Here is a 26,735-nt window from a genome sequence, read left to right as displayed (position 1 = left end):
GATGGTAACTGTACTCAAAAGGTACAGTGAAAGTTTAATCAACGAGGGAATAACCCATCCACATCTATATCGAGGGATATAGGACACATATAAAATGGTGACATTCTATATGTGCTGGTGAATGACGTGAGGCAAATCTAGTTAGCAAACAAATCAATGGACAGGAGAGTGAATGCTCTTATGATGAATCAATCATGGGCTATTGAGAAGATTGCTACCCTAACAAAAACTGCGAATGAAAATAAAAAAAGACGCTTCAAGGATCTTTATAAAATTGTCCGGAATAAAGATGTTCTCAGAACTGCATATTTAAAAATTGCAAGCAATACAGGGTCCAAAACAGGTGGAGTTGATGGTATGACCAAACTTGACCTTATGAATCCTGTGGTGCAAAACGAAATCCTAAACGAACTATCAGATGAGCTTACAGATGGAGGTTATCAACCCCTGCCTGTAAGGAGAGTCGAGATACCGAAAAACAACGGAAAAGGAAGGAGACCTCTCGGGATTCCTGCTTTAAAAGATAGAATAGTTCAATCAGCTGTAAAAATGGTGTTAGAAGCCTTGTACGAACCTATTTTCCATGAAACTTCACATGGTTTTCGACCTAGAAGAAGCTGTCAAACAGCAGTTTCTGATATTATTCCAAGAAAATACGATTGGGTAATAGAAGGAGACATTAAAGGTTGTTTTGATAATATTAAGCATGGAAAATTGCTGGATATCCTACGGAAAAGAGTATCTGATGAAAAATTCATCAATTTAATACTTAAATTCCTAAAGAGTGGGTATCAAATGGGTTATGGAATCGATGGGAAATTGCCAATCTTTGAAACTGAAAATGGTACTCCACAAGGCGGTATAGTTAGTCCTGTTCTTGCAAACATATACCTTCATGAATTTGACAGCTTTATGGAAAAACATCTAAAGAATATAGATGTCCATGAAATCGAGGTTGCAAAAGAAAGAAGCTACCTGCAAAACAAAATTAGCAAACTAAACAAAGCCTTGAAAATAGGGAGAGGCAATTATGCAGTTAAAATCAGATGGGATTTTAAAGAAATACCTCAATATACTTTTGAAAGTGAAGAGGAAATTCTATCTGCAATAGAAGAGGCAATGAAATCCAGAGAAGGCATGGGAAGTAAAACTAAACCATACAAGACTTTAACAGCTGTTATTAGGAAACTTCGTGCAACCTATGATGAAGGAAAATATCCGGTATCTTTCTCCTATAACCTAGATGGAAGTAGTACAAACGGTGAAAGAGTAGTATTGAATAACCGATTTGAAATGCAACAGATGCTAAAAACACTAGTGAAAATGAGAAAGCATGTAAACACTTATAACGAGAAAGATTATTTCAATCATAAGAGTCTAGGATATGTGAGGTATGCAGATGACTTTGTAATTCTACTAGGTAATTTAACCAAGGAAGATGCAAAGAAATTTAAAGAAGAAATTAAAGACTGGTTTGAAGCAAATTTAGGATTGGCACTCAGCCCCGAGAAAACTCTCATAACACATGCAACAAAGGGATTTAGATTTCTCGGATACGATATTGTTAAAAGACCAAAGCAACTTGAAGGAAAAACATTAGGATATGAAACATTCTCCAAAGTGTACATCCCGAAAGAAAAAGTAAATAAGGTCAAAAACAAAATCGAAAGAGTAATTAGAGCGCACCACAATCTTCCACTTGCAGATTTAATCAAAGTATTAAATTCTATCATTTTAGGTTGGAGCAATTTCTACAAAATTTGTAACAACTTAAATACGACTGCTGGTACTTTGGACAAGTGGTTATGGTGGAAAGTCATGAAACATCGGGCTCGAAAACATAAATCTACTGTTAAAGAAATGTACAAAAAGTACATGAAAATTAAGTTTGAAATGTGGGGATTAAAACGCAATCGAATTGCTGATGTGGTTGAAGCGCGAATAGTCCCACTCAGAATGTTTTCTGATGTGTGTTATGTCACTCCTAAAGAAATTGCTGACCAAATTAAAAACAAAGCCAAAACTGAGAACTGGTACTTTGTTGAACTGGACGATAAAGAAATAAAACAACAAATAGCCAGAACAAATCATGGATACTCGTATTCGAATTTTGTTGAGCTTGAAGCAACACAGGGACGTAAATGTAGTCAATGTGGAAGTAAAGATGAATTGTTAGAGGTACATCATCTCAGAAAAGTAAACAGAAATAAAAGGATAAACAGTGATGCAATTAAACAAGCCAGTATGAATCTACCAAAAGTTCTACTGTGTAAAAAGTGTCACTCGAAAATAAATCCTATTACAAATTCGTAGATAAAATAGGAAGAGATTTGTCGCGAGCCGTATGCTTCGAAAGTTGCTCGTACGGTTCTAACGGGAGCTGATGGGAAACACAGTTAAGCTGTGCGCCCATCTTCGACCCAATCAATTAATTGCCCAAAAGAATAAAGCTGCTGAAGCAATGAACGGTGATGCAACAAGTGATGGACTAAATGCAATGCTTGGTGATACTGGGGATCTACAAACATTATTAATTCAAAATATCAAGAGTGGGAATCAGTTAAAAGGTTCAACAGAAGAATGGACACAAGCGGCATCGGAAGAATCTAAGCGAGTACTTGCAAATATCGGTAAAGTAATTACACCAGTGTTTGAATCAATTGAAATTCAATTTACAAATTGGGTGAAAACATTACCGAGTACATTTGATGTATCGTTTATGGAAGATGCAAAATTTGTGCGAAAAGCTGTTGAATGTATCAAAGAAGAAAAAGTTCCTGGCGTTGTTGTAAAGCAACGTAAACTTGAAATTGACGGGAATGTAGAAGATATCATACGTACTTTAACAACACTGAATACCGATAAGCGTATGCTTGTACAAAAACAAGATATTGCATTATGGGAAGAATTGATTGTGGAAGTAGATACTTCTCAAAAGAAAGGCAAACGAAAAAGTAAAGTAATTGAAGGACAATTTGAGTTTGATTTATTCGGTTAAATGAGAGGTGAAAATTATGTTTACGACACTTCTTATCGCATTCATTTGCTATATGTGTTTTGTAGTTTACAAAACAAAGAGAAACATGGTGATTGAGGAGCAGAAAAAGGAGAAAGGACCTGAACCGGTGGAACGACCTGTTTATTGGTGCCCGAGAGAAAATAGGCCTATAGGTAGGGAACAAGAACGTGTTACTGTTCCAACAAAAGAAATTACCTTAGAAAAGGATGTAGCAAATATATACGATTTAGTTGCTACATCTATTCGAATGAATGTAGGTGAAGAAGAAAAAACGTTAGAGCAGGACAAGGAAGTTGCAAAAGAAGTGGAGTATGTTGAAGAATTTCATCATGCTCCTGCTTCTGAAGCAGTATATGAATTTCCTTTTCCGAGTGATGAGGATATACCAGAGGAAATATTAGAATATGAGGAGATATTACAGGAACTAGAACAGTTGCCAATACCGCTAGAAACAGAACTGAACCTACCTTTTACACAAGAAGTATCAAGGGTAGATGATATGAATGTGGTCAGGTGGACTGCAAAAGTAATAGGAAGCGAACAAGGACTGACGCGCGTACTGAATATGTCGGATAACAAACGTTATTGGATCCATACAGAGGGAGAAATCTTACCAGAAAATCAACCATTGTATATAGAATTACAAATTGATTCACCGTATTCTTATACATTAGTTGAATGGAGTGATAGACAACTAGGGAATATATAAAACAATTTCCTAGTTGTATTTTTATAGATAGATAGTATGAATGCAGCATTTTTCCACTCATTTGTACAAGGATAAAACATTTTTTTATTTTTGTACAAATGAGTGGGACAGAATGATTCACCATATAAGGATATTCGACTATAATGAGACATTGTACGTCATTGTAATATTAAAATGTTTTAAGATTAAGTGATTAATAATCTTGAAACAGGAGAACCGAGAACTCTCCACAATATAACAATGCTTAAAATAGATAAAATCCAAACATGAGGATTATATGAAGTAAAAAATATTTTCGATTTAAAAAATAACAAATTTGAAAGGTGAATGTAAATGAATATTAATTCCCTAAGTAACAATGTAGTAGAAAAATTAGAACAAACGGTGCGCTATGAAAGAAAACAAGTTCAGGTATTACGTGTAAGTAAAAGTAGTTCAAATGTACATGCTTATATGATTTTTCCGGAATTCTCAGAGGTTAAAATTTCAAATACCGAACTGGATGAATATATAGAAAACCTGTCAACAAGCGTGAAGTATGTCATTGATCGCAAGTTGAGTCAACAAGAAATTGAAAAGCAAAATCATTCTTTCATTATGACGTGTGCAGTTGAGGAAGATGGTGTGATAGATGATGAAACACTTCATTTTAATACGACGTATGTTAAACCACCAACAATTGCAAATAAAGTATTTAAATTGGTGTGTGGATTAGGAAATCGTCTAGATAGTCTAAAAGAGTTACATATTACAGTATTAAATAATAATATTAACCGAATTGAAATTGAATTTTACAATGAAAATGAAACATACATTGCAGTAGAGAAGGAAGAAATTGCGAATGCTATTATGGGAGCATATACGAAAGCAAATATCTATTATGCAGCAGATCTTTATTATGTTGCGGAAGGAAATCAAATCAAATTAAAGAGCATTAAACCAAAATTAGCGGGTGATGTGTGATGAAACAAGAAAAAGGGATGCTTGGAGTCCTATGTACGCTTGTTTTAATGATTTTACTACTTATACCCTTACAAGCGGCTCAAGCTTCTGTAAAACCAAGTTTTAATGAAGTAAAGGGGAGCGAACTTTCGTCATCCTTTCAAAAGGGGTTAAACAATCGAGCAAAAACAACAGAGAAAGATGATTCATTCGGCTCATCAATCATACAAAAGATTGAAGGTATGTATGCACCAGCTTTTAAAGTAGGAGTAAATATCTTTTCTATTTCATTCGTATTAGGTGTTATTGTCATGGTTATGGCATTAATTACAAAGAATGGTCAATGGATGAAGTGGGCGACTGGTAGTATGATTTTCTCATTTATTAGCATGATGTCCATGAGACTAAGTGTGTACTTCTTATTTAGTTCCGATGTATTTTCGTTTATGAACATCTTTACGGATTTTTTAGACCTGTTTAAAGCAACAGCACTTATTTTCACACCATTTATGTTAATTGCAGGTATTCGTTTAAGAAAAATTCACGAGAGTACGAAACAGCCTGAGTATTACCGTTGGTCTAATCGTGTCATAACAGGATCTTGTTTGCTGTGTATGTTAGCCGTACTCGCTCCATGGCTATTTGCTAATATGTGAAAAACCTTATATAAGAATTATAAAAGGTACTGGATCTACATTCAGTACCTTTTATCTACTCATTAGGTTCCTTGTCTTGTACTCTTCAAATATTTCTTTTGATATAGGGGATAATATGCTACTTAGATCTTAGATATACAGCTGTATATAAATAGTGTGGTGGATCTTTCGTTTGAAAGACTTGGAGTCTTGTTATGAGGAATAAAATTGTGAAGATCCCTTCATAACTAAGCCAAATTTTCCATCTTGAATTAAAAATCTCCATTGCTACGTATATGATACCAGTAACAAAGAGGAGTGGCACCAATTGTACTAGACTAAATAATATCGTTTGTTCTATCATTCTTTTCTTATAAATACGCTTAGTGATTGAATCCAAGTTTCTTAACTCCTTCTGCAATTTTCATGATGACACCACCAATAAGGAGATGGTATTCACCAATTCCTTTTTCATTTACATACCAACACATATAGTGCCTAATACCTTCTTTTGCACCGTGATCATGTAAAGGGAAAGGAGAAGCATATTTTTGTAGGGAGGAATTAATATCAAAAGGAACTTGTTCTGCAAGAGCAAAGCGTTTCTTTGAATCATTTACAATCCAGCAACCATAATATGCTGCTCCATACCATATTGCATCTTTATGAATAGGATCAAAAGAAGGTTGTTCTGGATAATTTTCAGCTAGCATTTGTGCTTTTTCTTCACGAAGTCGTTGATGAATATGTGAATTCAATGGATCTTCCGTTCCAATTTCATAGGTTTCCTCAAAATTCCCACACTCATAAGGAATAAGGGGACTATTTGAATCAGCTGCTAATTGTAGACTGCAAGAATTTGATTTTGAAAGATAGTATACACAGTCTTTGCAGGTGAAAAAGTTTGAAAAAGTAGAATCTGATTCTTTGTCTGTTACGGTATTATCTACTACGAGTTTTAACATATCTATCACAATCCTTTTAGGCTATTTCTGAAATGAATACAGATGTATCATATCATGCCTATTACCTAATGTAAATATTTACCAATTTAAAATAGCCTTATTAATTTTGAAAGGGATGTTTGTTTTGAAAAGAAATCAAGAATATGTTGTTTTGCGGAATTCCATTTTCATAGGTTGGCTGCTCACAATTATTGTTATAGGTCTATCTATCTATTTTTCGTCTATTGTATATTTACTAATCGGATGTTTCATTCTATCACTTAAATATGGATTAATGGGCACCGTAAAGAATGTGGAAAAACGTTTGCCTACTTGGGCTAATTTTGGAGTTATTGAAAAACCAGTAAATCGAAGAGTGACAAGACCATTTCCGTTTCGGGGCGGGTTCATTGTTTCATTAGCTTTAGGATTTGTAGAAATGGTGATAAAAGGCTTATGTATTTCATATTTTATTTTAGGATTAGAAACGTATATATATCGTTTAATGCGCAGAAACGCAAGAGTATAAAAAGGAGGATTTTAAAATGAAAGTATTGATATTCGAATTAATTCTCATTGCGATTCTGGTTCCGTTGAATATTGTTGCGAAAAAACATATACCAAAATGGAAAAGGAAAGCTGGAGAAAAACTAGTGAAACGTATATTAAACAAATTGGATCCCGAAAGTTATTATGTATTACATGATGTTATGGTTCATACGGAGGATGGTGAAACAACACAAATTGACCATATTGTTATTGCGGAAACAGGAGTATTTGTTATAGAAACGAAGAACTACGAAGGATGGATCTATGGAACTGAAAAGGCAGCAAGATGGACACAAGGTATCTTTAGAAAGAAACAATCTTTTCAAAATCCATTGCGACAAAATTATAAACATATGAAAGCAATTGAATGGGTGATGGAGCAACAGTTGCCTTGTATCTCTATTGCTGCGTTTCATCCAAAATGTAGTCTAAAAAAGGTACATGTTCATTCTAAAGATAAACATGTCCTATATTATAACGATCTACAAAAATGTATTGAATCATATACTGACGTGCAACTAACAAATGCTGAAGTACAGCATATTTACCAAACAATATTGCGAGTGAACATTACGGATAAGGATATTGAAAAGAAACATGTGAAGTATTTACATAATAAGTTCGCTAAACAATAAGAAATGGAGAAAGGGACATGTTATATGTAATTGGGTTTATTGTAATCTCTGTAGTAGCTATTCGTCTCAACATGAAGTATTACAAACTAAAAGGAGATCCGAAAGAATTTGTAATGAAAAAGAATAAGTAATAAATCAAAAAGGGAAGTGTGAATTTATAGAAATAGATTATTAATCTTAGTATTAATAAATAATAAAACAGTAGGTATTCAATTAGAGTCAGAAAGAAAGTGTAGTACAATGTATTATGTCGCAGATTTAACATATAAAGGCCTAGAGTCTGTAGCACATGATGGAACTGTTGGAAGCTTTTCTTTGAAAACTCCAATAAAAAACTAAAAATAGGTACTGTTCGCGAAAAAGAAACTACAGTTATTATGGTTCAATTATACAAAGATGCTGCTCATACACAGACTATAGGGAAACTGATTTCAAATGATATTATACTTTATCCTAGGTACCTATAAATTGGCTACTTGGAAATTGAAAATAGGTAACTATATAATCAAAACAAAGGAATCCCTTATAATAAGGGATTCCTTTGTTTTGATTATAATATTAAATTTATTATAGAGCTTCTTTACCCATCGGCATTTAACTAAAGCGAAATTGTAAACCTAAAATAAAATAACTTTATCCTTTCCTATAATTCTACAGAAAGAAAAGTTTATTTTTTGCAAAATGCATGTGATGTCACGAATAATTAAAAAGTTATTCAATAAAAAAGCTAACTGCCGCATTTAAACTTATTGAAAGTAACTAATTTAGTTATATATCAATCAACCACGTCCAGCTTGGAAAGATGGGTATAGCGACATACCACCATCAGCAAACAGTGTAATACCTGTTACATAGCTCGCTTGTGAAGAAGCAAGCCATGCTGCTACCGCTGCAATTTCTTTCGGTTCTCCGATATATCCCATAGGAACCATACTTTCAACATCGGCACGTTTTTCTGGATCCGCAAATTTTTCAGCATTAATCGGCGTATTCATAGCACCAGGCCCAATATTATTTACACGGATACCTTTTGGTGCATATTCTAGTGCTAATGTTTCTGTCATTAGCTTAACGCCACCTTTACTTGCTGCATAGTGTACAAATAATGGCCATGGAATTTGCTCGTGAACGCTTGACATATTAATAACACTACCTTTAATACCATGCTCAACAAAATATTTAATTGCTTCCCGGCTCCCTAAGAAAGCCCCTGTTAAATTCGTAGCAATTACCCTATTCCAATCACTTAATGGCATTTCATGTGAAGGTACTGAATTTTCGATACCCGCATTATTAATCATTACATCCAGTGTACCAAATTCTTTCACAGCAGATTGAATGAGATTGATAACATCTGATTCAACTGTTACATCTCCTTTTACCGCGATTGCTTCTCCACCTACTTGCTTAACTACTTGTACTACTTCATTTGCCTCTGATTCGTTTGAATAATAATTAATTACAACTTTGGCTTGTTCTTCTCCAAAACGAATTGCCATCGCTCTTCCTAATCCTGTGGATGCACCTGTAATAACAACAACTTTCCCTTTTAAATCTGTATACATAATTTTTTCCTCCTTTTTATCCTTTTGCAATTCCTAACATAATGCCAGCTGCAATAATGAAAATAATTCCAATGACAATTGCAATAAATTGTCGTTTTGTTTTCTTTTCACCTAATATAAAAATTCCACCTAAAGTTGAGATCACGATCCCCATTTGGGAAAGGGAAAAACTTGTTGCCACCCCTACACGTGGCTGGGAAATAAATAAAAACATATTTCCGGCTGCCCAAATTAAACCAGGAATAATATTGCGAATTGCATATTTATTAAATGGTTGATGCTTAAAGGTTAATAGGATTCCACCTAACACCATACCAATGGCTTGTGGTAATAACGCTGACCATCCGTCTATACCGAATAGGCGGATAATTACCACATATACTAAGTAACCAAGAGTTGAAATTAATAAAATCACAATCCCTTTTTTGAAATTTCCTGTTTGTTCATTGTTTTTCTCTTCTTTGTTTTGGAGAGATGCGAGAACGATTCCAATAATGATACAAAGAAGTGCCAGAACACCTAATACAACAGATGTTGTTGTTGACCATTCATGAAATACAATGACCCCAAATAAAGTAGTCGAAACTAATTGCATTCCTGTTGAAATAGGCATTGTTTTAGAAACCCCAATTAAATCAATACTTTTCAATTGATTGGCTTGTCCTAATGCCCAAAATAGGCCTGATATAATCCCGATAATTATCACCATAGGCGTCCAAACGGGTTTTATAAAAATATAAACACCGATAGAAAAAACTAAAGCGCCAAGGGTAGTTCCAAGTACTTGACTGTAAGGACCGCCTCCTAGTTTAACGTTGAAGAGTACAATACTTCCCCAAAATAAGGCTGGTAAAATCGCTAATAAAATATCCATTTTTTCTAACCTTCCTAAAACATATTTGTTAAGTTGAATACTTGTACGAGACAGTATCTTTGTGTCGAGGGAATTATTTTAGAATAAGAGAAGTTTTCCGTTTTTCTACCTCTAATATGTGTTTACCCAAAATAAAAGAAAAATAACATCATGTTGAAAAAGAAAATAACTAGCACGAAATTAAAAAAGTTATTAGAAAAGAATATGATCAATACAATCTCAGGTTTTGAAAATAGGAATAATGGAGAAAAACTTGATGCAAAATTAAGCTATGTTATACAAAAACAACGTATTATGTTTATAAATGAGAAAAAGAAATAACATCGCAAAATCTTAAATTCTATATATAAAATTAATAAGAAATATGATATGATGAAAGTAACAAAATACTTCTAAAACTATCTTGCAAAAGGACACACCTACGCATACATATGCCATAGGTGTGTCCTTTTTTATTTGTTTGAGATTTCAAGGCTCAAAAGGGGGATATATATTGTGTACCACTAGTATAGCATCTACTAATATTGCTTTTGAAAAATTGAAAAGTCAGGAAGAGAATGAAAAAAACATAGTGTCAATATGTCCGAATTGTAAGAAACGCTCATTTAGAGCACTTTATAATGATTATCCAAAATGGATACAGTTTTGCCTATGTTGTAATTATCGAGAAGTAGATACAATAGAGAGTCCGTTTGTTTATTAGATGTAGCTATTTACGTATTTTGATTAGGAGGAAGAAATTTCGATATGAAAATATGGATTAAGGCTATTTGTATAACATCATTCGTATTTCAAATGACAGCATGTAGCAATTCGACGCAAACAAAAAATGAATCAAGACCTGCCCAAGCAGTACAAAACGGGATACAACAACACGTGGAAGGGAAAGGTATTGTTGATATTCCAGAATCTTATAAAGGGAAAATAAAAGGCTTAGAGACTGTTAAAGGGAAGGTATTACATATAAAGGACGGAGATACGATAGACGTGAGCGTAAAGAGCAAGAAACAGACGGTAAGGTTACTGTTATTAGATACCCCTGAGTCTGTATCTCAAAAAATCCCACCACAAAAGATGGGAAAAGAAGCCTCTTCCTTTTTAAAGAAACAGCTAAAAGGGAAAAGGGTGACCATGGTTTATGATCGAGGACCAAAAGAAGACAAATACGGTAGGAAATTGGCTTATGTATTTTGTGATGGAATACACATCAACGAATTAATGGTCAAGTCAGGTTACGGAATTATAGCCTATATTTCTAGACCTAATACTACATTTCTACCTGAAATGCTAGAAGCAGAAAAAGAAGCAAAAGAATTAAAGGCTGGCGTGTGGAGCATTAAAGGATTTGTAGATGAAAAGAACCGGCATTATAACCGTAATGATGCAGCTTAATATCAATACTTATTCCAAAAGGAGGTTTCATGAATGAATGGGAACAAAAGAAACATGCTCTTATCTTTTTTTATTTCTACTTTCTTTATTTTTTTGAGTCTATTTCCATTTAGCGGTAATGAATATGTATATGTTATATCAAAAATTGGAGCTGCAGCTGGTGTAATAAATATTGTCATGATGAGTGTGTTCTTGTATTTTCAAAGCAAAAAAATGAGACACCTCTTAAATTAATACGACCAAAGCGCTTGTTTTCCTTACTCGTATACAAAAGAAAAGGGTAAGGAAAACCGAAAGGGACATGTTTTAGATGAGTCAAACACCAGGGTTTTTGAAGTTTGTTTTAGCAAAGGAAAGACGATATGTATATTTGGCTGTAGCAGAAAAGAAAAACAAACGAGTGAAAACACATATTGCATATAGATTCGGTCCACTAGAAACAGCATTAGAAACTATGTACGGAATGCGTGATGATTTTGAGAATTGCTTTCCACCAGAGTTGAAAGATAAGGGGTATGACTGGGAAGATCTAAATGATTGGATACTATCCATTGAAACCGGTTATTCCAAATACGGAAATAAGTTAGTGACATTCTAAATAGATAATTGAGATAATATCACATCCTTATTATAAAACCTTCAAAGCAACTAAAATCGTGTGGGGAGAACATAAAATGGAATGGATTCGTAAGTACCACATTGCAATTGCTTGGACGATAGCTACTAGTGCAATGTTAATTAGTTTGTTTTTTAGTGAATGGATGAAGCTGCCGCCATGTGATTTGTGCTGGTACCAAAGAATGGCCATGTATCCATTAGTATTAATATTGGGGATAGGAATGTATAGAAGAGATCCGCACGTCAGCACGTATGCATTTCCATTTGCGTGTATGGGTTTAATGTTATCTGTATATCAAATTACAATTCAAGCGTTTCCTATTAGTGAGATGAAGACTTGTTCATTAGGAGTTTCTTGTACAGAGGATTACTTAAATTTATTCGGTTTCATCTCAATACCTATGCTATCGTTTGTCGGATTTTTAGCTATTATTGTATTTTTATATATAAAACCGGACAGTAAATAGGATAAAAAATAAGAACTCTATAAATTTAAATACAAATTAGAACATTCAAAATCGAAATTAAAATAAAACTAAAAAACATTAAGGAGACAACAAAAATGACAACAATGCAACTAAATAAAGAAATGAACAGAATTCCGGAGGCGGATGTAGAATTACTAAAAATCATGGCTCACCCAGTTAGGCTGCAAATTGTAAAAGAGTTAGAACATCGTAAGATTTGTAATGTAACACAATTAACAGAGCTATTAGATGTCCCTCAATCTACCGTATCTCAGCATTTATCTAAAATGCGTGGGAAGATTCTTCGTTCAGAAAGAAAAGGGTTGGAGATGTACTACTATATTGCGAATTCCAAAGCATGTCAAATTGTGAGTGTATTAGGTTTATAAAAAAACATAAGAGGGATGATAATATGAAGTTAAATATATCTAATGAAAATCAAATAAAAAATATGAAATATGAAATTGGTCGAAAAAAAAAGGAACTAAAAGCATTGTGGATATTTTGTGTTAGCTTCCAGATTATGTTGTTATCCATGTTTTATGTCTTGGGAAAATCAATTGATCAACTGTTCATTGTAAGCAATTTGTTATTTGACACTTGGATTCTTTTATTTACTATAGCGTCAACCTTCATATCGGGGTATGAGATTTTTAAGCTGAAAAGAAAAATAGCAAATTTACAAAAAAACAACTTTTACAATATTAATGAATTTAATATAAAAGATACAGGAACAGCGAGTGCTACTGTTTATGTGAATAAATTAAGTAAAAGTGGAAGCAAAAGTGATGGAAATAAAGTAGATGAAGAGAGTAAGAGACGTGTATTTAATCAAAATAGCAACGTCATTATTAATTCTTCTCAGCCAACAAATACTGAATCTAGAAAACAAGGAAATGTAGAGATAAAGAATAAGAAACTTGAATCTAATGATGAAACAAGTAATACGACACAAGTTGCATTAGGTGTAGCACTAAGCGTTGCTACAACAACTTCAGTATTCCAAAATGATACAACTACTGGCTTGGGATGTGGCTCTTCTGGTGATGGTGGAGGAGACTGTGGTGGTTTTTAATTAAATCATTATATCTTTTTAGATGTTTATAATAATACATTAAAAATCAGGTGCAGTCTCAACTGATTTTATGGATTACTACTAAAGTCGAAGGTTGGTTATAAATTGAGGAGCTTCATAGAAAATGGTGATATTTTTGTATAAATAGGTGGTCCCTTGGCTTGTCTGAGGGATTTTTTGTTTTTTGGTGTAATTTGTTATCTTAAGTTGTTGGGCATGAAATAAATATATGATTTGTTGGCATATTTTTTTTCTTGGTTCATATCTTAAATAATATTTTAAGAATACATTTTCCAACTAATTATTAGAGGGGAAAACAACATTTAAAAATGTACGTTAAGACTATAGATATTGATATAAAAGGAAAATATCCGCAACGATTGTTTTTGGAGCAAAAATTACCTAGTTTAAAGTATATTGAAAATCACTAGTTTTTAGAACAAAAACTCATTCTCTATATCAAAGTTTCATTGAAACGACTTAAACTTATTTTCGTGAAAATTGTATTGTATATATAAAATTTCGGAAGTTAGTGAGATGCTCACAGGAGAAGGAGGAAAGCAGTATGGCTAGCTCAATACGGATACTCTATCGAGATTTGTACATGGACGGCAGAAAACCCTTAAATTTCAACTGGGGGATAATTAACAAGAAATCAGCAGTTATAATCACTGCTGCGGAATGGAAATTCTACGGGGGAGTCTTTGGCGGCGATGGTAGACCCCACCTAGGTGATGCAAATGTCTATGTAACCAATATTGGCCCTCATGACCCAGAGGGTGGTGGTACTGGTGGAGTAGAGTATTATCTGCACGTCGAGTGGCCACCACGTATAGACGTGAGAAATATAAATGTCATTATCACAATTACTGTTTTAGAAGACATTCAAGACTTTTTAGTCTAACACTTCATTCAAGTCTATCGCTCCTATCATAAGTTCTTATTCCCCTTTTTCGGGGAATGGGCAAAAACACCCAAGAAGAAATGTAATTCACTAGATTTATAAAGGAAACTATGAGAATACAAATGAAATAGGGGCAGTTATGCCAGGCTGCCCCTATTTCATTTGTGATTTTGCATATATTGTGCGAATTTAGTATAGCAAATATTTTTCTTCTATATCAAATAAAAAAAGCCTGTATACACAGGCCAAAATTAGGTAGATAGATATAGAAACCAAAAATAGTCTCAAGTACATTTTATACAAATACAATTGTTATAACAAGAATAATCTGTATAAAGTAAAAGAATCTCCTACATGATAAAGGGTTCTTTTAAAAGGGTTAGAGAGCAGTTGTACTTGACTCATAATCATTTTATATTTAATAGTAAGAATATAAAATCTTGTTTTTTGTTTCTCAATATGTTTCGTTCGTTTTTATATTATAATATAATTAATTCTTTTTATTTATGTATCTCTATATCTTCCTGGGGCGAATCCTTTTATTAAGGATTCTTTTTTATTGATTCGCACATTAATATAATTCAAATTCAATTTTAAAGTGGAACATATTAATAATGAAACACCGGAGTTCAAAATCGTTTAAACAGCAACTGTTGAAATCGCTTGTTTATAAAGGAATTGTTGTTTGCCATTATAGGAGATCAGTACTGAAAATTTATCCATAGCCATAATGATTCCAGGTAATCTAACACCGTTTATTAGGAATATTGTTACTACTCTTTGTTCTTCTATTAATTTTTTATAAAAATCTTCTTGTGTATACATTAATAGTTCCCTCCACTATTTAAATAGTATTATATGGGTGTATTTATAAAAAACAAAAGTCCTCACAATGAAGTGAAGACCTTTGTTTTTTTATCATCCGCCAGTATGACCGTGAGCATATCCTACGACTTTATGCTCGCTGAATTATATTACAACCTTAACCACCATGATTTCCATGTGCATATTGAATAACATCAATAGCTTTCTGTGTTTCTGTAGGGGATTGAGCACCAAACATTAAAGTAAAAATAGTAATTACACCAACTAAACCGAGAATTGTCTTTTTCATTTTAATGCCTCCTTCTCAAAAGCTTTTTTTCCTGCTTGAGAACATGAATAGAAATATTGACTTGCTTTAACATGGTTATTTTCTTTATAAAATGCAGTAGCAAGATATTCTTCGTATTCCTTAATATATTCAAAAAGTTCTTGCTCTTTAAAATATGATACGCCTTCTAACACTGTTCTTTCAAGTGCTTCGGCAGGAAAATCTCCATTCATTGCATCTAATATTTTAAAATGGTGAAGATACTCTATATTTTCAACCTCTTCACATACTGAATGTCCTTTTGCTATGAGATCTTTTGCAACGGAGTGATTTCCTTCTTTCATGTGTTCCCTTGCCTCAATAAATAGTGCTTTATAATTGTTAGGCATTTTTTGATTTACTTCTGAAAGATATCTAATAGCCAATGGTGAAAGGTTTTGAGTAGCATACATTAACCCTAAATTTTGACGCACCATTAAAATAAATTGCTCTTCGTCTACTTTTCGGAACATATCCATAGCTTTCGTGAAATATTCTTCAGCGAGTTCCCATTCTCTCAAATGAGTACAAGCTAAGCCTATAAGGTTATCACAAAAAGCGACATTAATCTCATACCCAGCATGTTGAGCAAAGATTTCTCTTGCCTCTGATACTTTTTTATAAGATAAGAGCCCTTGATATATGTCATAATGGAAAGCTCCAACTTTATAATAAAATTCCGCTTTTTCCAATTCATCAGGAATGCAGTCTAAAAGTTTTTCTGCGTTTTCATAACTCTCTTTTGCGATTTGATATTCGCCAATAGTAGAGGCATGAATCCCTTTGAAAAAGTGATAATAATAAGCTAAGAAATTATCTGTAGGCATATCAAAAGCCTCAACTTTGTCAAAACTGCTTTTTGAAACGCTTAAATTATCAATTACAAATTGATATCTAAAATCTAGTAGTGAGTAGTAGAGCAATAAATTCTGATCCTCTTCAATACTATGAATCTTAGAATCAATTATTTCTTTTAATTGATGAGCATTACCTATACGTCTTGAGCGTATTTCAAGATACCAATCGTTTAGTAGCTTTGTAATTTCATTGTTCCCCTTAGTTGAAACAATCATTATATATTCCCCCATCCTATAGAAGTCTGCTGATGTTATATATTACCATTATATCAAAATCTCCGTAGCATTTACTTGCTTTAGAATTGTTTTTCAACAAAATTCAGAAAAGTTAATTAATTTAAATGTCCCGCTTATATTTGAATCATAATTCTCACTTTAACCTTTCACGCAAACGTGATACGGTTGAGGTGAGCCGGAATATATCACGTTTGCGTGGAAGGAGGATGAATAAATATGAAAGCGAAACGGATTTTTGAGGGTACTAGTGCAGATGGCATATGGAACAAGGCTATATTCAAAGTAAAAGAAGGTAGCTATTATTATATATCTGAGAATAGTACGATCGAGGTAACTAACCATGATTATCTAAATGTAGAAGTGCTAGAAGAAGTCCAGCAGGGAGAGGATCATAATTTGTTTGCGGTAAAAGGGGACGAAAGAGACATGCTGCAGCAGTTAGAGATGGATGGATTTAATTTTGAAGATGTAGAATGGGGAGAACTTAATCTATTGGATAACGAAATTATGAGTAGTACGGATGCAATAGAAGAGTGGGGAATCGAATCATCGACATTACGTAAAAGAATAAATGATTTCCCAAAAGGCTCAATCCGTAAAATTGGTACGACATATGCTGTGACTCGATTTGGAATGCACTGTGTTTTCGGTTCGAATAAAAAATAAGTAAAAATAAAAGAGGGGAGGTAGCATTCAATAAAGAATCATACAAGGAATTCTAAGGGGCAATTACTTCAAACTAATAAGAAATGGTCGCACCTAAAGCAAAAACAGCGTGAAACCATATCAACTTGGCTGAGAGAGGCTTATATTGAGAAGATTAAAGTTCATAACCATAGATTGAAACCGAGAGAACATGAGGATGTTTTAGAAATAGTAATGAGTAAAATCTATGATTGTGAAATTTGGATTCCGGATTACGAAGTCGAAAAGTATTACAAAGGAAAAATAAATAAATGGTATAACAAACATATTTCATTGGAAGAAAAAAATGAAGAGGAGGTGAACATATGAAACATAGTATCGGAAATGTTAGTGCTTCATATATAATCCGTCTAATTTTAAATGATTTAGACACATTTATTACAGCTGGAAAAAGAGAATTTGATTTCTGCTCAGAATCCGGAGTATCCTCTGTGGAGGAGCTACTTGCGAATTGGTTGGAATGGTTTAATGATTACCCGCAAGGTATATCGCCAGGTGAATTAAAAGAAATTGAAAGAGAGATAGATGAATTGATGGGTAGTATGTCAATATGGTCTCATCATACAGAAGAAAGAGAAGGGTTTATAAAGCAATTTAGCGATTATTTCGGGGAATATATAGGTTTCTTCTGTAAATTAGTTAGGGATGTATATCTTGAAGAGTTAAAAGATGAGTTGTCATATTAGTATCCTACATTCATAATATTTTTATAAAAAGAAACTTAAATTAATATTCTTTAGATAGTGAAAAAGTTAAAGGAGAAAAGAAAATGAAATTAGAGATTGAAAAGTTTATTAGTGAAATAGAGTTTCCGGAAGCTGCTATGAGTTTTATTGAAGAAGGGATACTTTGTTATAAAGTAGGAGCCTACAGATCATCATATATCATGTCATACTTATTTTTCTTAAATGTAGTGAAATATAGAGTGTTAGAAAGTTCGCATACTCCTAATGAAATATCTGTGGGCGAATGGAATAACAAAAAGAAAGGAATTTCAAACGAAGATGATTGGGAAAATAAGGTGTTTGATTTAATTAATGAAGGGCAAACGCATAGTCGTTACTTTAAAATTAGCAAATCCAGAATTGCACAAATGGAATATTGGAGAGCATTAAGGAATGACTGTGTACATTCTAAAGATAATCTAATTGCAGCTGCGCACGTTGAATCCTTTTGGCTATTTATACAGTCAATTCTTCCTAAGTTAGTAATTAACGGTAGCAAAGATTTCTTATTGAGCGAGCTTGAAGACTATTTTGATAACGTTTATTTTAATTATCCAGACAAGGTACATGAGATTGTTAGAATGATCCCTCATTTAGCTGAAAATAATAATATCTCTGAATTATTTGTTGAAATACACAATCACTTTGAAGAGAATAGAAATTACCGTATTGGTGACTCTTCTAGTAAAGCACATGAATTTTGGAAAACAATAAATTCTAGTGAAAATTTACATATTAGTAATAATTTTAATAATTTTTTAATTCATGACGATGAAATTTTTGGAACTTTCATAATGCTGTTCCCTGTAAGGTTTTTAAAATGTCATGCTGAAAAAAAACCTGTAATAAGTAAATTTATAAATCAGGATTTACCAGGCTGGCTAAGTGCTAATAACCCCAATGCAGTCAGTATACTTTGTACATGCATAAGGAATGGTTTATTAGATTCTACCGAATCAAAAAAACTCGTCGTACGTGTAAGTTGTGATTTAAAAGGGCTAAGGCATGAAGAAATATTATTACTGAAAAGTCAGGGCTTTTTTGACTATATAAAAGAAAATATGATGAAAGGTTTACATAATGGAAAAGCATTTTCATATTCCAAAGTCAATGGTAAGTCTGTAGAATTGGCTTATTTTGTGAAATATTGTTTAATGACTGATGATGATGGTGAGAGATTTGCTACTCTATTAAACAATACTTTAGTTGATTTGGAAAATCCCTCAGTATTTCGTGAGTTAGAAGAAGTTTTAACTCAACATCCAGAGATCCTTCAATATATAAAAGATGTAATTAGTAATGGAGACCAGGAATTATGTGAGTTCTTTAAAAGAATATAAAATACAACCAAAATCTGTCGGTGGTACCGGATTTTTGGTTGTAGAATAGTGATAAACAAATTTGTACATTGATTTCGAAATATGTTGTTAATAGTATTATAAATGAAAATGAACTCACCGATATAGTGAAAACCAAAGAAGTCGACTGTAGGAAATATAATCAAAAGACGAATTAATAATCAAATAATTTGACTTTGACTATCTTTGACTATATACTGTTTTTAGAAAGAATTGGTAACTTTTAAAGTTTGTTTTGCAGGACTTCCAGCTTGTGTGTTATATAAAATTCTTTTCAATAAATGTATAGGAGTGGTTAGCAATGAATGTAGAATTAAATGCAGTACAACAAGAGCAACGCGCAATAATTGAAAAGAATTTAGAATTAGTTAAGCAAGCTACTAATGGGCAGGCACACCCAGAACATGATCAGTTATTTGAACAAATGGCAGACGTAGCACACGAGCTACACATGTCTCTTGAACCGCATCCAAGACATCATCAATATATGATAGAGAATAGTGGTATGCAACCAGAAGAGGCAGGTTTCTATCGTAGTATCCACGCAGTAGAGGATTTATTAGCTTATTTGGATGATACCGATGCTAATAATGACCCAGAAGACCAAACGATAGGAAATTCATTTGAGATGCAGATTTATTCACGTAGATGGGGTCATAATGACCTGTATACACTTACCCGTAATGAAGAGGGGTGGCATGTTTCTCACATGACGTATAATGGGCAGTCCGGAAAAGATGCTCTTGAAGTTTTAATTCCAAGCTTACGACACGATAGCATTGTGTACCCGAATAATTTAGGAGATGTTATGGTAGATATATGGAACCAAGCTGCTGAAGATGGCTTGTCTCATGAAGAGGTGCAGAGCATGCTTAATGATGTAGCAGAGTGGATTAATGCTACAGAAAAAGCTTATCCAACATTTGTACGATAAAATAATCAGGTCCTTCTTAATTGTTCAATCCCATACGTTTAGTTTATATAAACAGTAAAAAAGGATATTTCCGTTAACGGAAATATCCTTTTTTTATTCAAGTTGTCTTCTTTCCAATCGATCAACAGCTTCACGTTTTTTCTCGTTATTAATATTCGTATAAATACTAGTTACTTCAACAGAAGTATGGCCAAGTTGATCACGTAGTAATACTAAGTCCTTGTTTTCTTTATAATGATTTGTAGCATATGTATGCCGTAGTTTATGTGGGCTACGCTTCTCATCAAATGCACTCGTATACTTATCAATTAATTTCTGTATAGCTCTAACTGTTAGCTGCGTGTATTTACCTTTATAATTTGTAACAAAAAGTAAATCTTCATCTTGAGGGCAGTTATATTTACTAGGACGAACTTTAATATATTCTTGAACGTCATCTAAGCAGGAGCGGGTAGCTAATATGGACGATCTTTTATTGCCTTTACGCGTTACTTTTACCGTTCCCTGGCGGAAGTTTATACTAGAGATAGTAAGACTAGCTACTTCAGATACTCGAAGGCCAGTGCCTAAAATGAGGCTTATGATGGCTATATCTCTTTCTTTATCCCGCTGAAAAAAACTGTACTTTCTTGGTGATATATCTTTCAACATTTCCCCGTAATCATTTGCTAAAAATTGAAGAAAGGCTACATCATCCTTTTCATTAAATATCATGTTTGCAACATCATCTGCTCTTGCAGCTGCATCTACTTTTTCTTTGTGCAGCTCAATTTTCTCCATAACATTACGTGAGATGTAATTTTCTCCGTGTTCATTTTCGGTATTCTGAGCCAAATACTTGAATAGGGATTTTAATGCTGAGAATGTCCTATTGATAGCTCTTGTTTCAATTCCTTCTCCCTGAAGGTATCTTTGAAACGATCTCGCTTCGTTTAACGGTAAAGTTTCTAGGGTTGTAATGGGTACATCACATATGTCTGTAACAACCTTACCATTATCAACAGCAAGCCGATTATTAACAAGCCATTTTAAAAACTTTTCATATTCAGTAATGTAAGCATATAATGTAGCGGGGGAGAGGGCTGTTTTCATTTCTGCGTACTCTATGATATACCAGGGCATTTTATTTTTATGTTTATCTACCAATATTTTAAATTTTTCTTTTTCCTTATTACTCATGCTGTGCACCTCAAATCGAATATCATAAATGAATATTTAAACTAACTATTAAAATTCGTGCGATAAAATGCTATTTTAATAAATATTTTGCTTACATATTGGACACCTTACTAGTTTTTTTGTAAAAGAAGAGAGGTATCAATATATAATTGATACCTCTACTATACTCAATTCTTTGAAATTCATCAAACTGTTCGTTAAATACACTTTTAACGAACAGTTTTAAATTTCATCTAATGTTTTTATACTAATAATATTAGAAGGGGGGATTGAAATATCTTCTTTAAGGAATATCATTTTTGCACGACCGATTGGGCAAAATGCATATGTCTGTAGCAGGTAATTAAATACATCTAAAATACATGACTGTCTTATTTCATCAATTGAATGCGCTTCAGGATATGTTGTATTATCTATATCTTCAATCTTTACTTTGAAAGAAATTAGAGAAGGAATGGCCTGCTTTGTCCAATTTCTTGGTATTTGGGAATCTTCTATAATGACATTCGCTATATGTTTTAAAATTTCTGGACACTCTTTTATATCACGTATATTAGAATCATATGGAGCCTGTCCACCAAATAAAAAGCCATTGATACGTTTATCTTTACTTGAGCGAACTTTTAAATAGTCCGATGTTATTTGTTTATTATTATGATACCAATTGATATTACCATTATTATCAATCCTGATATTTATATCGTAATTATTAAGAAACTCAGTAAAACTATTCTTTTGAGTAGCTAGTCCCTTGAGGTTTAACAAACCTACTTCTAAAAAACTCTTTTTATCTAGGATAGCTGTAATATGATTTACAACTATTTCATCAAATAAACAAGTTTTCATATCAAAATTAAAATATTCCTGTATATCACTAAACTCTAGGTTATCATATCTCCAGAAACCTTTATCGTTAGAAATTCTCCACTTATTTTCTTTTAAGAATGAAGTAACTTGATTCATTGGGACGTCCAAAATAGATGAAATGGAGTCAAAAGTATGTTCCATATCAATACAATTTAAAATTTGTTTCATAAAAAATTCCTTTCGCATTTCTCTTGTTATAGTAATATTATTTTTAAATGGGTAGTAGGGTGTGTCGATTATAGCAAATCTTTATTCTAACATCCATTGAAATTTAACTAATACCTTTATTAGCAAGATAAAAAATCAGTTTACTAGTCACTGCACAGTTTGTTTTATAATATGAATCTGATAAAATCAATTTTACCCTTATGCTTTAATTTAGTAATTAGAGTGGGGTTTTTCTACACTCATTTTTAATACAATAAAGATTATCCCTTGGAATCTTTATTGTATTTTTCAAGATCAAAGTATGTTGTTAAAGCATATTTCAGAATAAGAAGAGTAACCACGTATAAATACATGAATACTTCCGAACCGTTAAATGCCTCTGAATCAATTAGTTTAGTTAAGCCTATTAATGATGCAATCCATAATACTAAATCCATAACGGCATTGTTTAAATAGATGCTACGTTTAGAAGTAACTTTTTCTTTGAAATTTTCTTTGAGGACAGGTAAAAACACGGTATAAATTAATCCGAATAGATACATTGCTCCGGATATAATGGGACTATGTATATCACCAAAAAGAATAAGACCTCCAAATAATAATGAAAAGAATGCAACTACCAAATATGTATTTTTAAATCTTTGAAACATAAAACCACTCCTTTTATTATCTAAATGCTGTGCAGCGACTAGTAAATTGATGTATGGTTTTAAAGTATCGTCTATTTATTTTAATATCATTTTATAATATTTAAGTGATTTCCATAACCTTAAATATAAATGTAATGGTTGTGTACCATATCCTTTATATTAATTATATCATTCAAATCAGATCATCCAAGTGTTCGTTAAATGTGAATTTAACGAACACTTGAGAAGATGGGAAGTAGAACTCCCCTTTTACTGTACAAGGACATGAATCTCTAAACTATTTAGACAAGAAAGTCTAAACTTTCACTTTGACATATTTGTTGAAGCAAGAAACTATAAACTTAATGTTAAAAAATTAATTGTCTATGATAATGTAATCTTAATTAAGTAAAATCATTAATTCATACAAAAATAAAGCTCAGAGTCATTTAAGAACTATGAGCTTTATTGAACACTATTAATAATGTTATTTATTTATGCAAACTTTAAATGTCAGATTGAAATTTTTCAGTTGATAGTATTATTCTCTCAAATCTTCGTGTTGTCACGTCTTTGCGCTTAGCAACCACACGATAACTAAAACTGAGATTATTATTTCCTTCTTGTTGTTCTTGAACTTCAAAGTTAGTAGGAGTTTTTTTACTAATGAATAGACCCTTTGAGTCACCTTCGGGTGTTAGAAATACATGGTAGTTATTATTTTGTATTAGCATTGTAAATTCTGCATCAAGTTGAATGGTAGCTAAACCATTTACCAATTCACCTATTCCAAAGTCCTCAAACCAACTTTCAGGACTCTCTACACAGTAAAAAGTTCGATATGACCCATCTGGATGTGGAACGATAGCAGCCTTTGTTCCTGTTGCGGTGAAATTACCATTAATTAATAAATTTCCATTTAAAGTACCAGATACATCTGAACGTAGAAATTGGGTAGAATTAAGCCCATCTAAAAAATTTGCATCTTGGCAAAATTCACAGGTTCCATCTGCTCCAGTAGGCCCAGTATCCCCAGTTGCTCCGGTAGGTCCAGTATCCCCAGTTGCTCCAGTACCTCCTGTCGGAAATGTAAAAGGAGGAATTGGCGGGAAAGTCGGACCGATTAAATTGGGATTTAATGCAGCAGCCACTAAAATATCTTCAGGGTAAATACTTTTCCAAAAATCTTCATTATACATACATTCACCTCCAAAAAAATTTTATTATAGCTAATAAAATCCTGTTATAAATTAAAAAATTCAAATGTAAGTACAATAAGAAATTATATGCAATAAAATTTCTTAAAATTAGTATCAAAAAAATATCTTATATTATGAAAATTAATATATCAATTTCCGAAAAACCCCATCGTATAAAACACATATTTTTATTTAATATAAAAGCTTATTATTAGTACCCAAAAAATCTTACTTTAAAATGTTTTGAATGTATATTTTCATTATGTGTTTAAGGATATTAAGGGTTCTGGTTTGAAGTTGAAATTTACGGGGATTTGAAAGTAAAATAATAATATAAGATTTATTTCCGAATCTTATATTATTAACTAAGTAGTTTAGAGTTTCTTGTCCTAAGTTCAAAAAGTTTAGACTTTCATGTCCCGCTATCGAGACATGAAACTACCTACAAAATTTTGTGATAATGGCTATTTATCAACAATTGTTCATGAAATTATAGTTTAGACAAGAAAGTCTAAACTTTCACTTTGACGTATTTGTTGAAGCAAGAAACTATAAACTAATATTTATTAGTTTACTTTGGAACCTTTTATAAAAATTTGTATAAAATAGAGTGAAATTAGAGATGTATTAAGATGAAAATGGTATTTTTTCAAACAAAAAACCTAGTTTTTACTAGGTTTTTTGTTTAACTCATTTATGTTCTACATAAGAAATCCCAAAATAAAAAATTTATTAAAAATATTTACATTTTAAATATTTTTATCACTTGACTATTAAGAAAAATGTAACTTTCCTAGGCGATAGACTACCTTGGGGATTTAATACACTAACTACCCATTGATCTCTCCTATAAGGAAAACTCTCTAATACAGAAAAAGAATCATAAGCTTGCGGAGCCCAACCACCACTAATGGCTTTCATTCCAGGCGGCGCTAAGAGGAACGCAGTAATATATTCATTTTGATCAATCAATGCATCCCATTTAAAGGAAAAGAAACCATCTCCAAGATCTTCCCCCTCACTTAGATTAGCATTAAAACTAAGTCTTGTGACATCTTGTCTTTCTTCACCATATTGAGTTGCTGGTTCATAATACTTTCGCTCAAAATTTGAATCTATATTTGGAGTATATTGATTATTTAAATTTACATTCGAAAAAGCTTTTTGATGATACCGATAGTTTGGGTTATTACTCGGAACATAGTTAGGATAATACTGTTGATTAGTATTTAAATTCGAAATAGCATTTTGAAAAAGTACGTCGTTATTAGGATTTCATTGATTATTATACATACCTAGTCACATCCTCATGTATATTTATGTTTACAATGACATAGTATTGTTTTCCTTTATCAAAGTGCTTAACCTAAAAAAATCAGGCTTCTTTATGATAATAGAGCCTTTATATGGATTCATCTTTCTAATATTATTCTGGCCTTTGTGTAGCAATGGAACTGGATAACGCAACAAGCATTAGCGGACATTAGAAATGATAAAAATGTACTTTTTATATGAAAATGGCTTAATTTTAATGTCAGAGGATTATTATTCAATACAACTTTATAACGTATATCCTGATAACGGAGCTATTGTCCTAACTGGTGGAACGGTTTTCTATGATAAAAAATAAAAAGAGTAGCATTTGCTACTCTTTTTATGCCCTCGACATGAGGTACAACCTGGTGGTGAGCGTCTTTATATAAATTATCTAGGGTAAAGAATGAGATTTGCCGAAAACAATTCTCCGGCAAGTTCGGTATGTGCTGCATTTTTGAAAAGTTGAACATGTACGAATGTATTCTCCTTAGTACCATGCCAAGTGTCATTTATATTTAATGATTTTAGTGGTGTACTAGAGGAAAAGTATCCACTGGTCATATCATGAAAAGCAGAATTTGAACCAGAATACGGAAGTCCCATATCATAATATAATTTACTACATGTTCCACTCGTTTCAATTTTAGCGTTCACCGTTTTATGAGTTTTTTCATACTCGGTGCGATCGGTATAAACTCTGGCTTTACAATCAGGTCCTCCCGCTGTTACTTTATACCAACCTCCTACTGCTGCTTCAGTTTTACTGGATGTAATAAAAAATCCACTACACATTAAACCTAATACCAATACTAATTTTGTTAAATGTTTCAAATTCTTCACTCCTTTTTATATTGTTATTTTAATATTAGCATATTTACCTCTCAATATGGGTAATTTTGGTATATTTATCAAGTGTATTCTGAATATTCTGTATATGAATATTCTTTCCTTTCTATAATCAAAAAAAGATAAATATCTAAATAGAGGGTGTCGTCACATCACAATCAAGCTAAGAAAATACAACTACCCTCAGAACGAAATTTTGTGCTAATTTCTCAAAGTAACTATCTGTAGAGAAAGAAAATTTTCGTTTAGGGGGT

30 protein-coding genes and 2 pseudogenes are annotated in these 26,735 nt (G+C 32.6%); 19 read left to right on the top strand and 13 right to left on the bottom strand.

Features of this window, described 5'->3' with window-relative positions; genetic code table 11:
- Positions 1–180 precede the first annotated feature (180 nt).
- The 5 genes and pseudogenes from ACSG5Z_RS23705 to ACSG5Z_RS23685 all read left to right on the top strand — a co-directional run bounded on the left by ACSG5Z_RS23705 (position 181) and on the right by ACSG5Z_RS23685 (position 5,326).
- On the top strand, positions 181–2,313 hold the full coding sequence (locus ACSG5Z_RS23705) for a reverse transcriptase domain-containing protein (protein ID WP_435712272.1): 2,133 nt from the start codon (positions 181–183) through the stop codon (positions 2,311–2,313).
- 112 nt (positions 2,314–2,425) lie between these two features.
- A pseudogene (locus tag ACSG5Z_RS23700) lies at positions 2,426–2,998 on the top strand (hypothetical protein); the annotation flags it as partial.
- 16 nt (positions 2,999–3,014) lie between these two features.
- Positions 3,015–3,728 carry a transposase gene (locus ACSG5Z_RS23695; protein ID WP_435712271.1) on the top strand — a complete coding sequence of 238 codons (714 nt, stop codon included), beginning with the start codon at positions 3,015–3,017 and terminating at the stop codon, positions 3,726–3,728.
- Positions 3,729–4,061: 333 nt separating this feature from the next.
- Positions 4,062–4,691 (top strand): hypothetical protein, encoded by a 630-nt coding sequence (locus tag ACSG5Z_RS23690; protein ID WP_016112263.1) that lies wholly within the window; start codon positions 4,062–4,064, stop codon positions 4,689–4,691.
- Positions 4,691–5,326, top strand: coding sequence for a hypothetical protein (locus tag ACSG5Z_RS23685; RefSeq protein ID WP_435712270.1), 636 nt, complete (start codon positions 4,691–4,693; stop codon positions 5,324–5,326). Before ACSG5Z_RS23690 ends, ACSG5Z_RS23685 begins: the two co-directional genes overlap by 1 nt.
- A gap of 166 nt (positions 5,327–5,492) precedes the next feature.
- Here ACSG5Z_RS23685 and ACSG5Z_RS23680 read toward each other — a convergent pair.
- Positions 5,493–5,705 (bottom strand): annotated as a pseudogene (locus tag ACSG5Z_RS23680) (hypothetical protein); the annotation flags it as partial.
- Positions 5,689–6,270 carry a hypothetical protein gene (locus tag ACSG5Z_RS23675; protein WP_435712269.1) on the bottom strand — a complete coding sequence of 194 codons (582 nt, stop codon included), beginning with the start codon at positions 6,268–6,270 and terminating at the stop codon, positions 5,689–5,691. The pseudogene ACSG5Z_RS23680 and the gene ACSG5Z_RS23675, both read right to left, overlap by 17 nt.
- A 124-nt stretch (positions 6,271–6,394) precedes the next feature.
- Between ACSG5Z_RS23675 and ACSG5Z_RS23670 the strand changes: the two genes are divergently transcribed.
- Together ACSG5Z_RS23670 and ACSG5Z_RS23665 are read left to right on the top strand one after the other, a co-directional pair.
- Positions 6,395–6,778, top strand: a complete 384-nt coding sequence (locus ACSG5Z_RS23670) for a hypothetical protein (protein ID WP_435712268.1) — start codon at positions 6,395–6,397, stop codon at positions 6,776–6,778.
- 16 nt (positions 6,779–6,794) lie between these two features.
- The gene (locus ACSG5Z_RS23665; RefSeq protein WP_435712267.1) at positions 6,795–7,433 is read left to right on the top strand and encodes a nuclease-related domain-containing protein; all 639 of its coding nucleotides are present in this window, start codon (positions 6,795–6,797) and stop codon (positions 7,431–7,433) included.
- Positions 7,434–8,212: 779 nt separating this feature from the next.
- Here the strand turns inward: ACSG5Z_RS23665 and gdh are convergent.
- Positions 8,213–8,998, bottom strand: a complete 786-nt coding sequence (gene gdh / locus ACSG5Z_RS23660) for a glucose 1-dehydrogenase (protein WP_435712266.1) — start codon at positions 8,996–8,998, stop codon at positions 8,213–8,215.
- Positions 8,999–9,014: 16 nt separating this feature from the next.
- The gene (locus tag ACSG5Z_RS23655; RefSeq protein ID WP_435712265.1) at positions 9,015–9,872 is read right to left on the bottom strand and encodes a RhaT/GlcU family sugar-proton symporter; all 858 of its coding nucleotides are present in this window, start codon (positions 9,870–9,872) and stop codon (positions 9,015–9,017) included.
- Positions 9,873–10,619: 747 nt separating this feature from the next.
- Between ACSG5Z_RS23655 and ACSG5Z_RS23650 the strand changes: the two genes are divergently transcribed.
- The 7 genes from ACSG5Z_RS23650 to ACSG5Z_RS23620 all read left to right on the top strand — a co-directional run bounded on the left by ACSG5Z_RS23650 (position 10,620) and on the right by ACSG5Z_RS23620 (position 14,328).
- Entirely contained in the window at positions 10,620–11,264 is a 645-nt protein-coding gene (locus ACSG5Z_RS23650; RefSeq protein ID WP_435712264.1) for a thermonuclease family protein, read from the top strand.
- 33 nt (positions 11,265–11,297) lie between these two features.
- Entirely contained in the window at positions 11,298–11,498 is a 201-nt protein-coding gene (locus tag ACSG5Z_RS23645; protein ID WP_001014123.1) for a hypothetical protein, read from the top strand.
- Positions 11,499–11,574: 76 nt separating this feature from the next.
- On the top strand, positions 11,575–11,862 hold the full coding sequence (locus ACSG5Z_RS23640) for a hypothetical protein (protein WP_435712263.1): 288 nt from the start codon (positions 11,575–11,577) through the stop codon (positions 11,860–11,862).
- A gap of 76 nt (positions 11,863–11,938) precedes the next feature.
- Complete coding sequence (locus ACSG5Z_RS23635; protein ID WP_435712262.1) at positions 11,939–12,349, top strand: disulfide oxidoreductase; 411 nt, start codon at positions 11,939–11,941, stop codon at positions 12,347–12,349.
- Positions 12,350–12,444: 95 nt separating this feature from the next.
- Positions 12,445–12,738 carry an ArsR/SmtB family transcription factor gene (locus tag ACSG5Z_RS23630; RefSeq protein ID WP_435712261.1) on the top strand — a complete coding sequence of 98 codons (294 nt, stop codon included), beginning with the start codon at positions 12,445–12,447 and terminating at the stop codon, positions 12,736–12,738.
- Between the two features lie 23 nt (positions 12,739–12,761).
- Positions 12,762–13,424 (top strand): hypothetical protein, encoded by a 663-nt coding sequence (locus ACSG5Z_RS23625; protein WP_435712260.1) that lies wholly within the window; start codon positions 12,762–12,764, stop codon positions 13,422–13,424.
- Between the two features lie 565 nt (positions 13,425–13,989).
- Complete coding sequence (locus ACSG5Z_RS23620) at positions 13,990–14,328, top strand: hypothetical protein (RefSeq protein ID WP_435712259.1); 339 nt, start codon at positions 13,990–13,992, stop codon at positions 14,326–14,328.
- Positions 14,329–14,967: 639 nt separating this feature from the next.
- Here ACSG5Z_RS23620 and hfq read toward each other — a convergent pair.
- The 3 genes from hfq to ACSG5Z_RS23605 all read right to left on the bottom strand — a co-directional run bounded on the left by hfq (position 14,968) and on the right by ACSG5Z_RS23605 (position 16,533).
- Positions 14,968–15,153, bottom strand: coding sequence for an RNA chaperone Hfq (gene hfq / locus ACSG5Z_RS23615; protein WP_435712258.1), 186 nt, complete (start codon positions 15,151–15,153; stop codon positions 14,968–14,970).
- Between the two features lie 157 nt (positions 15,154–15,310).
- Entirely contained in the window at positions 15,311–15,442 is a 132-nt protein-coding gene (locus ACSG5Z_RS23610) for a hypothetical protein (protein ID WP_000751017.1), read from the bottom strand.
- The gene (locus ACSG5Z_RS23605) at positions 15,439–16,533 is read right to left on the bottom strand and encodes a response regulator aspartate phosphatase (protein ID WP_435712257.1); all 1,095 of its coding nucleotides are present in this window, start codon (positions 16,531–16,533) and stop codon (positions 15,439–15,441) included. Before ACSG5Z_RS23605 ends, ACSG5Z_RS23610 begins: the two co-directional genes overlap by 4 nt.
- A 237-nt stretch (positions 16,534–16,770) precedes the next feature.
- Between ACSG5Z_RS23605 and ACSG5Z_RS23600 the strand changes: the two genes are divergently transcribed.
- The 5 genes from ACSG5Z_RS23600 (at position 16,771) to ACSG5Z_RS23580 (ending at position 20,276) form a co-directional block, all read left to right on the top strand.
- Positions 16,771–17,220: a helix-turn-helix domain-containing protein gene (locus ACSG5Z_RS23600; protein ID WP_435712256.1), complete on the top strand. Its 450-nt coding sequence runs from the start codon at positions 16,771–16,773 to the stop codon at positions 17,218–17,220.
- Between the two features lie 30 nt (positions 17,221–17,250).
- Positions 17,251–17,568, top strand: coding sequence for a transposase (locus ACSG5Z_RS23595; RefSeq protein WP_435712361.1), 318 nt, complete (start codon positions 17,251–17,253; stop codon positions 17,566–17,568).
- Positions 17,565–17,945, top strand: a complete 381-nt coding sequence (locus ACSG5Z_RS23590; protein ID WP_435712255.1) for a hypothetical protein — start codon at positions 17,565–17,567, stop codon at positions 17,943–17,945. Before ACSG5Z_RS23595 ends, ACSG5Z_RS23590 begins: the two co-directional genes overlap by 4 nt.
- An 83-nt stretch (positions 17,946–18,028) precedes the next feature.
- Entirely contained in the window at positions 18,029–19,324 is a 1,296-nt protein-coding gene (locus ACSG5Z_RS23585) for a hypothetical protein (protein WP_435712254.1), read from the top strand.
- A gap of 319 nt (positions 19,325–19,643) precedes the next feature.
- Positions 19,644–20,276 (top strand): hypothetical protein, encoded by a 633-nt coding sequence (locus ACSG5Z_RS23580; protein WP_435712253.1) that lies wholly within the window; start codon positions 19,644–19,646, stop codon positions 20,274–20,276.
- 93 nt (positions 20,277–20,369) lie between these two features.
- Here ACSG5Z_RS23580 and xerS read toward each other — a convergent pair whose 3' ends face one another.
- The 6 genes from xerS to yqgA all read right to left on the bottom strand — a co-directional run bounded on the left by xerS (position 20,370) and on the right by yqgA (position 26,475).
- Entirely contained in the window at positions 20,370–21,455 is a 1,086-nt protein-coding gene (xerS, locus tag ACSG5Z_RS23575) for a tyrosine recombinase XerS (protein ID WP_435712252.1), read from the bottom strand.
- 222 nt (positions 21,456–21,677) lie between these two features.
- Positions 21,678–22,490: a hypothetical protein gene (locus tag ACSG5Z_RS23570; protein WP_435712251.1), complete on the bottom strand. Its 813-nt coding sequence runs from the start codon at positions 22,488–22,490 to the stop codon at positions 21,678–21,680.
- A 260-nt stretch (positions 22,491–22,750) separates the two neighbouring features.
- Entirely contained in the window at positions 22,751–23,140 is a 390-nt protein-coding gene (locus ACSG5Z_RS23565; protein WP_435712250.1) for a hypothetical protein, read from the bottom strand.
- Between the two features lie 485 nt (positions 23,141–23,625).
- A complete protein-coding gene (locus ACSG5Z_RS23560) occupies positions 23,626–24,318 on the bottom strand; it encodes an exosporium leader peptide-containing protein (protein WP_435712249.1) in 693 nt (230 codons plus the stop codon).
- Between the two features lie 762 nt (positions 24,319–25,080).
- The gene (locus ACSG5Z_RS32885; RefSeq protein ID WP_503827176.1) at positions 25,081–25,437 is read right to left on the bottom strand and encodes a hypothetical protein; all 357 of its coding nucleotides are present in this window, start codon (positions 25,435–25,437) and stop codon (positions 25,081–25,083) included.
- Between the two features lie 585 nt (positions 25,438–26,022).
- Positions 26,023–26,475, bottom strand: coding sequence for a cell wall-binding protein YqgA (gene yqgA / locus ACSG5Z_RS23555; RefSeq protein WP_435712248.1), 453 nt, complete (start codon positions 26,473–26,475; stop codon positions 26,023–26,025).
- Positions 26,476–26,735: the final 260 nt, after the last annotated feature.

The organism is Bacillus pretiosus, from assembly GCF_051294775.1.
Taxonomy (GTDB): Bacteria; Bacillota; Bacilli; order Bacillales; family Bacillaceae_G; genus Bacillus_A; species Bacillus_A wiedmannii.
The sequence above is the reverse complement of the archived record's forward strand: the minus strand, read 5'-3'. Positions and strand labels throughout refer to the sequence as shown.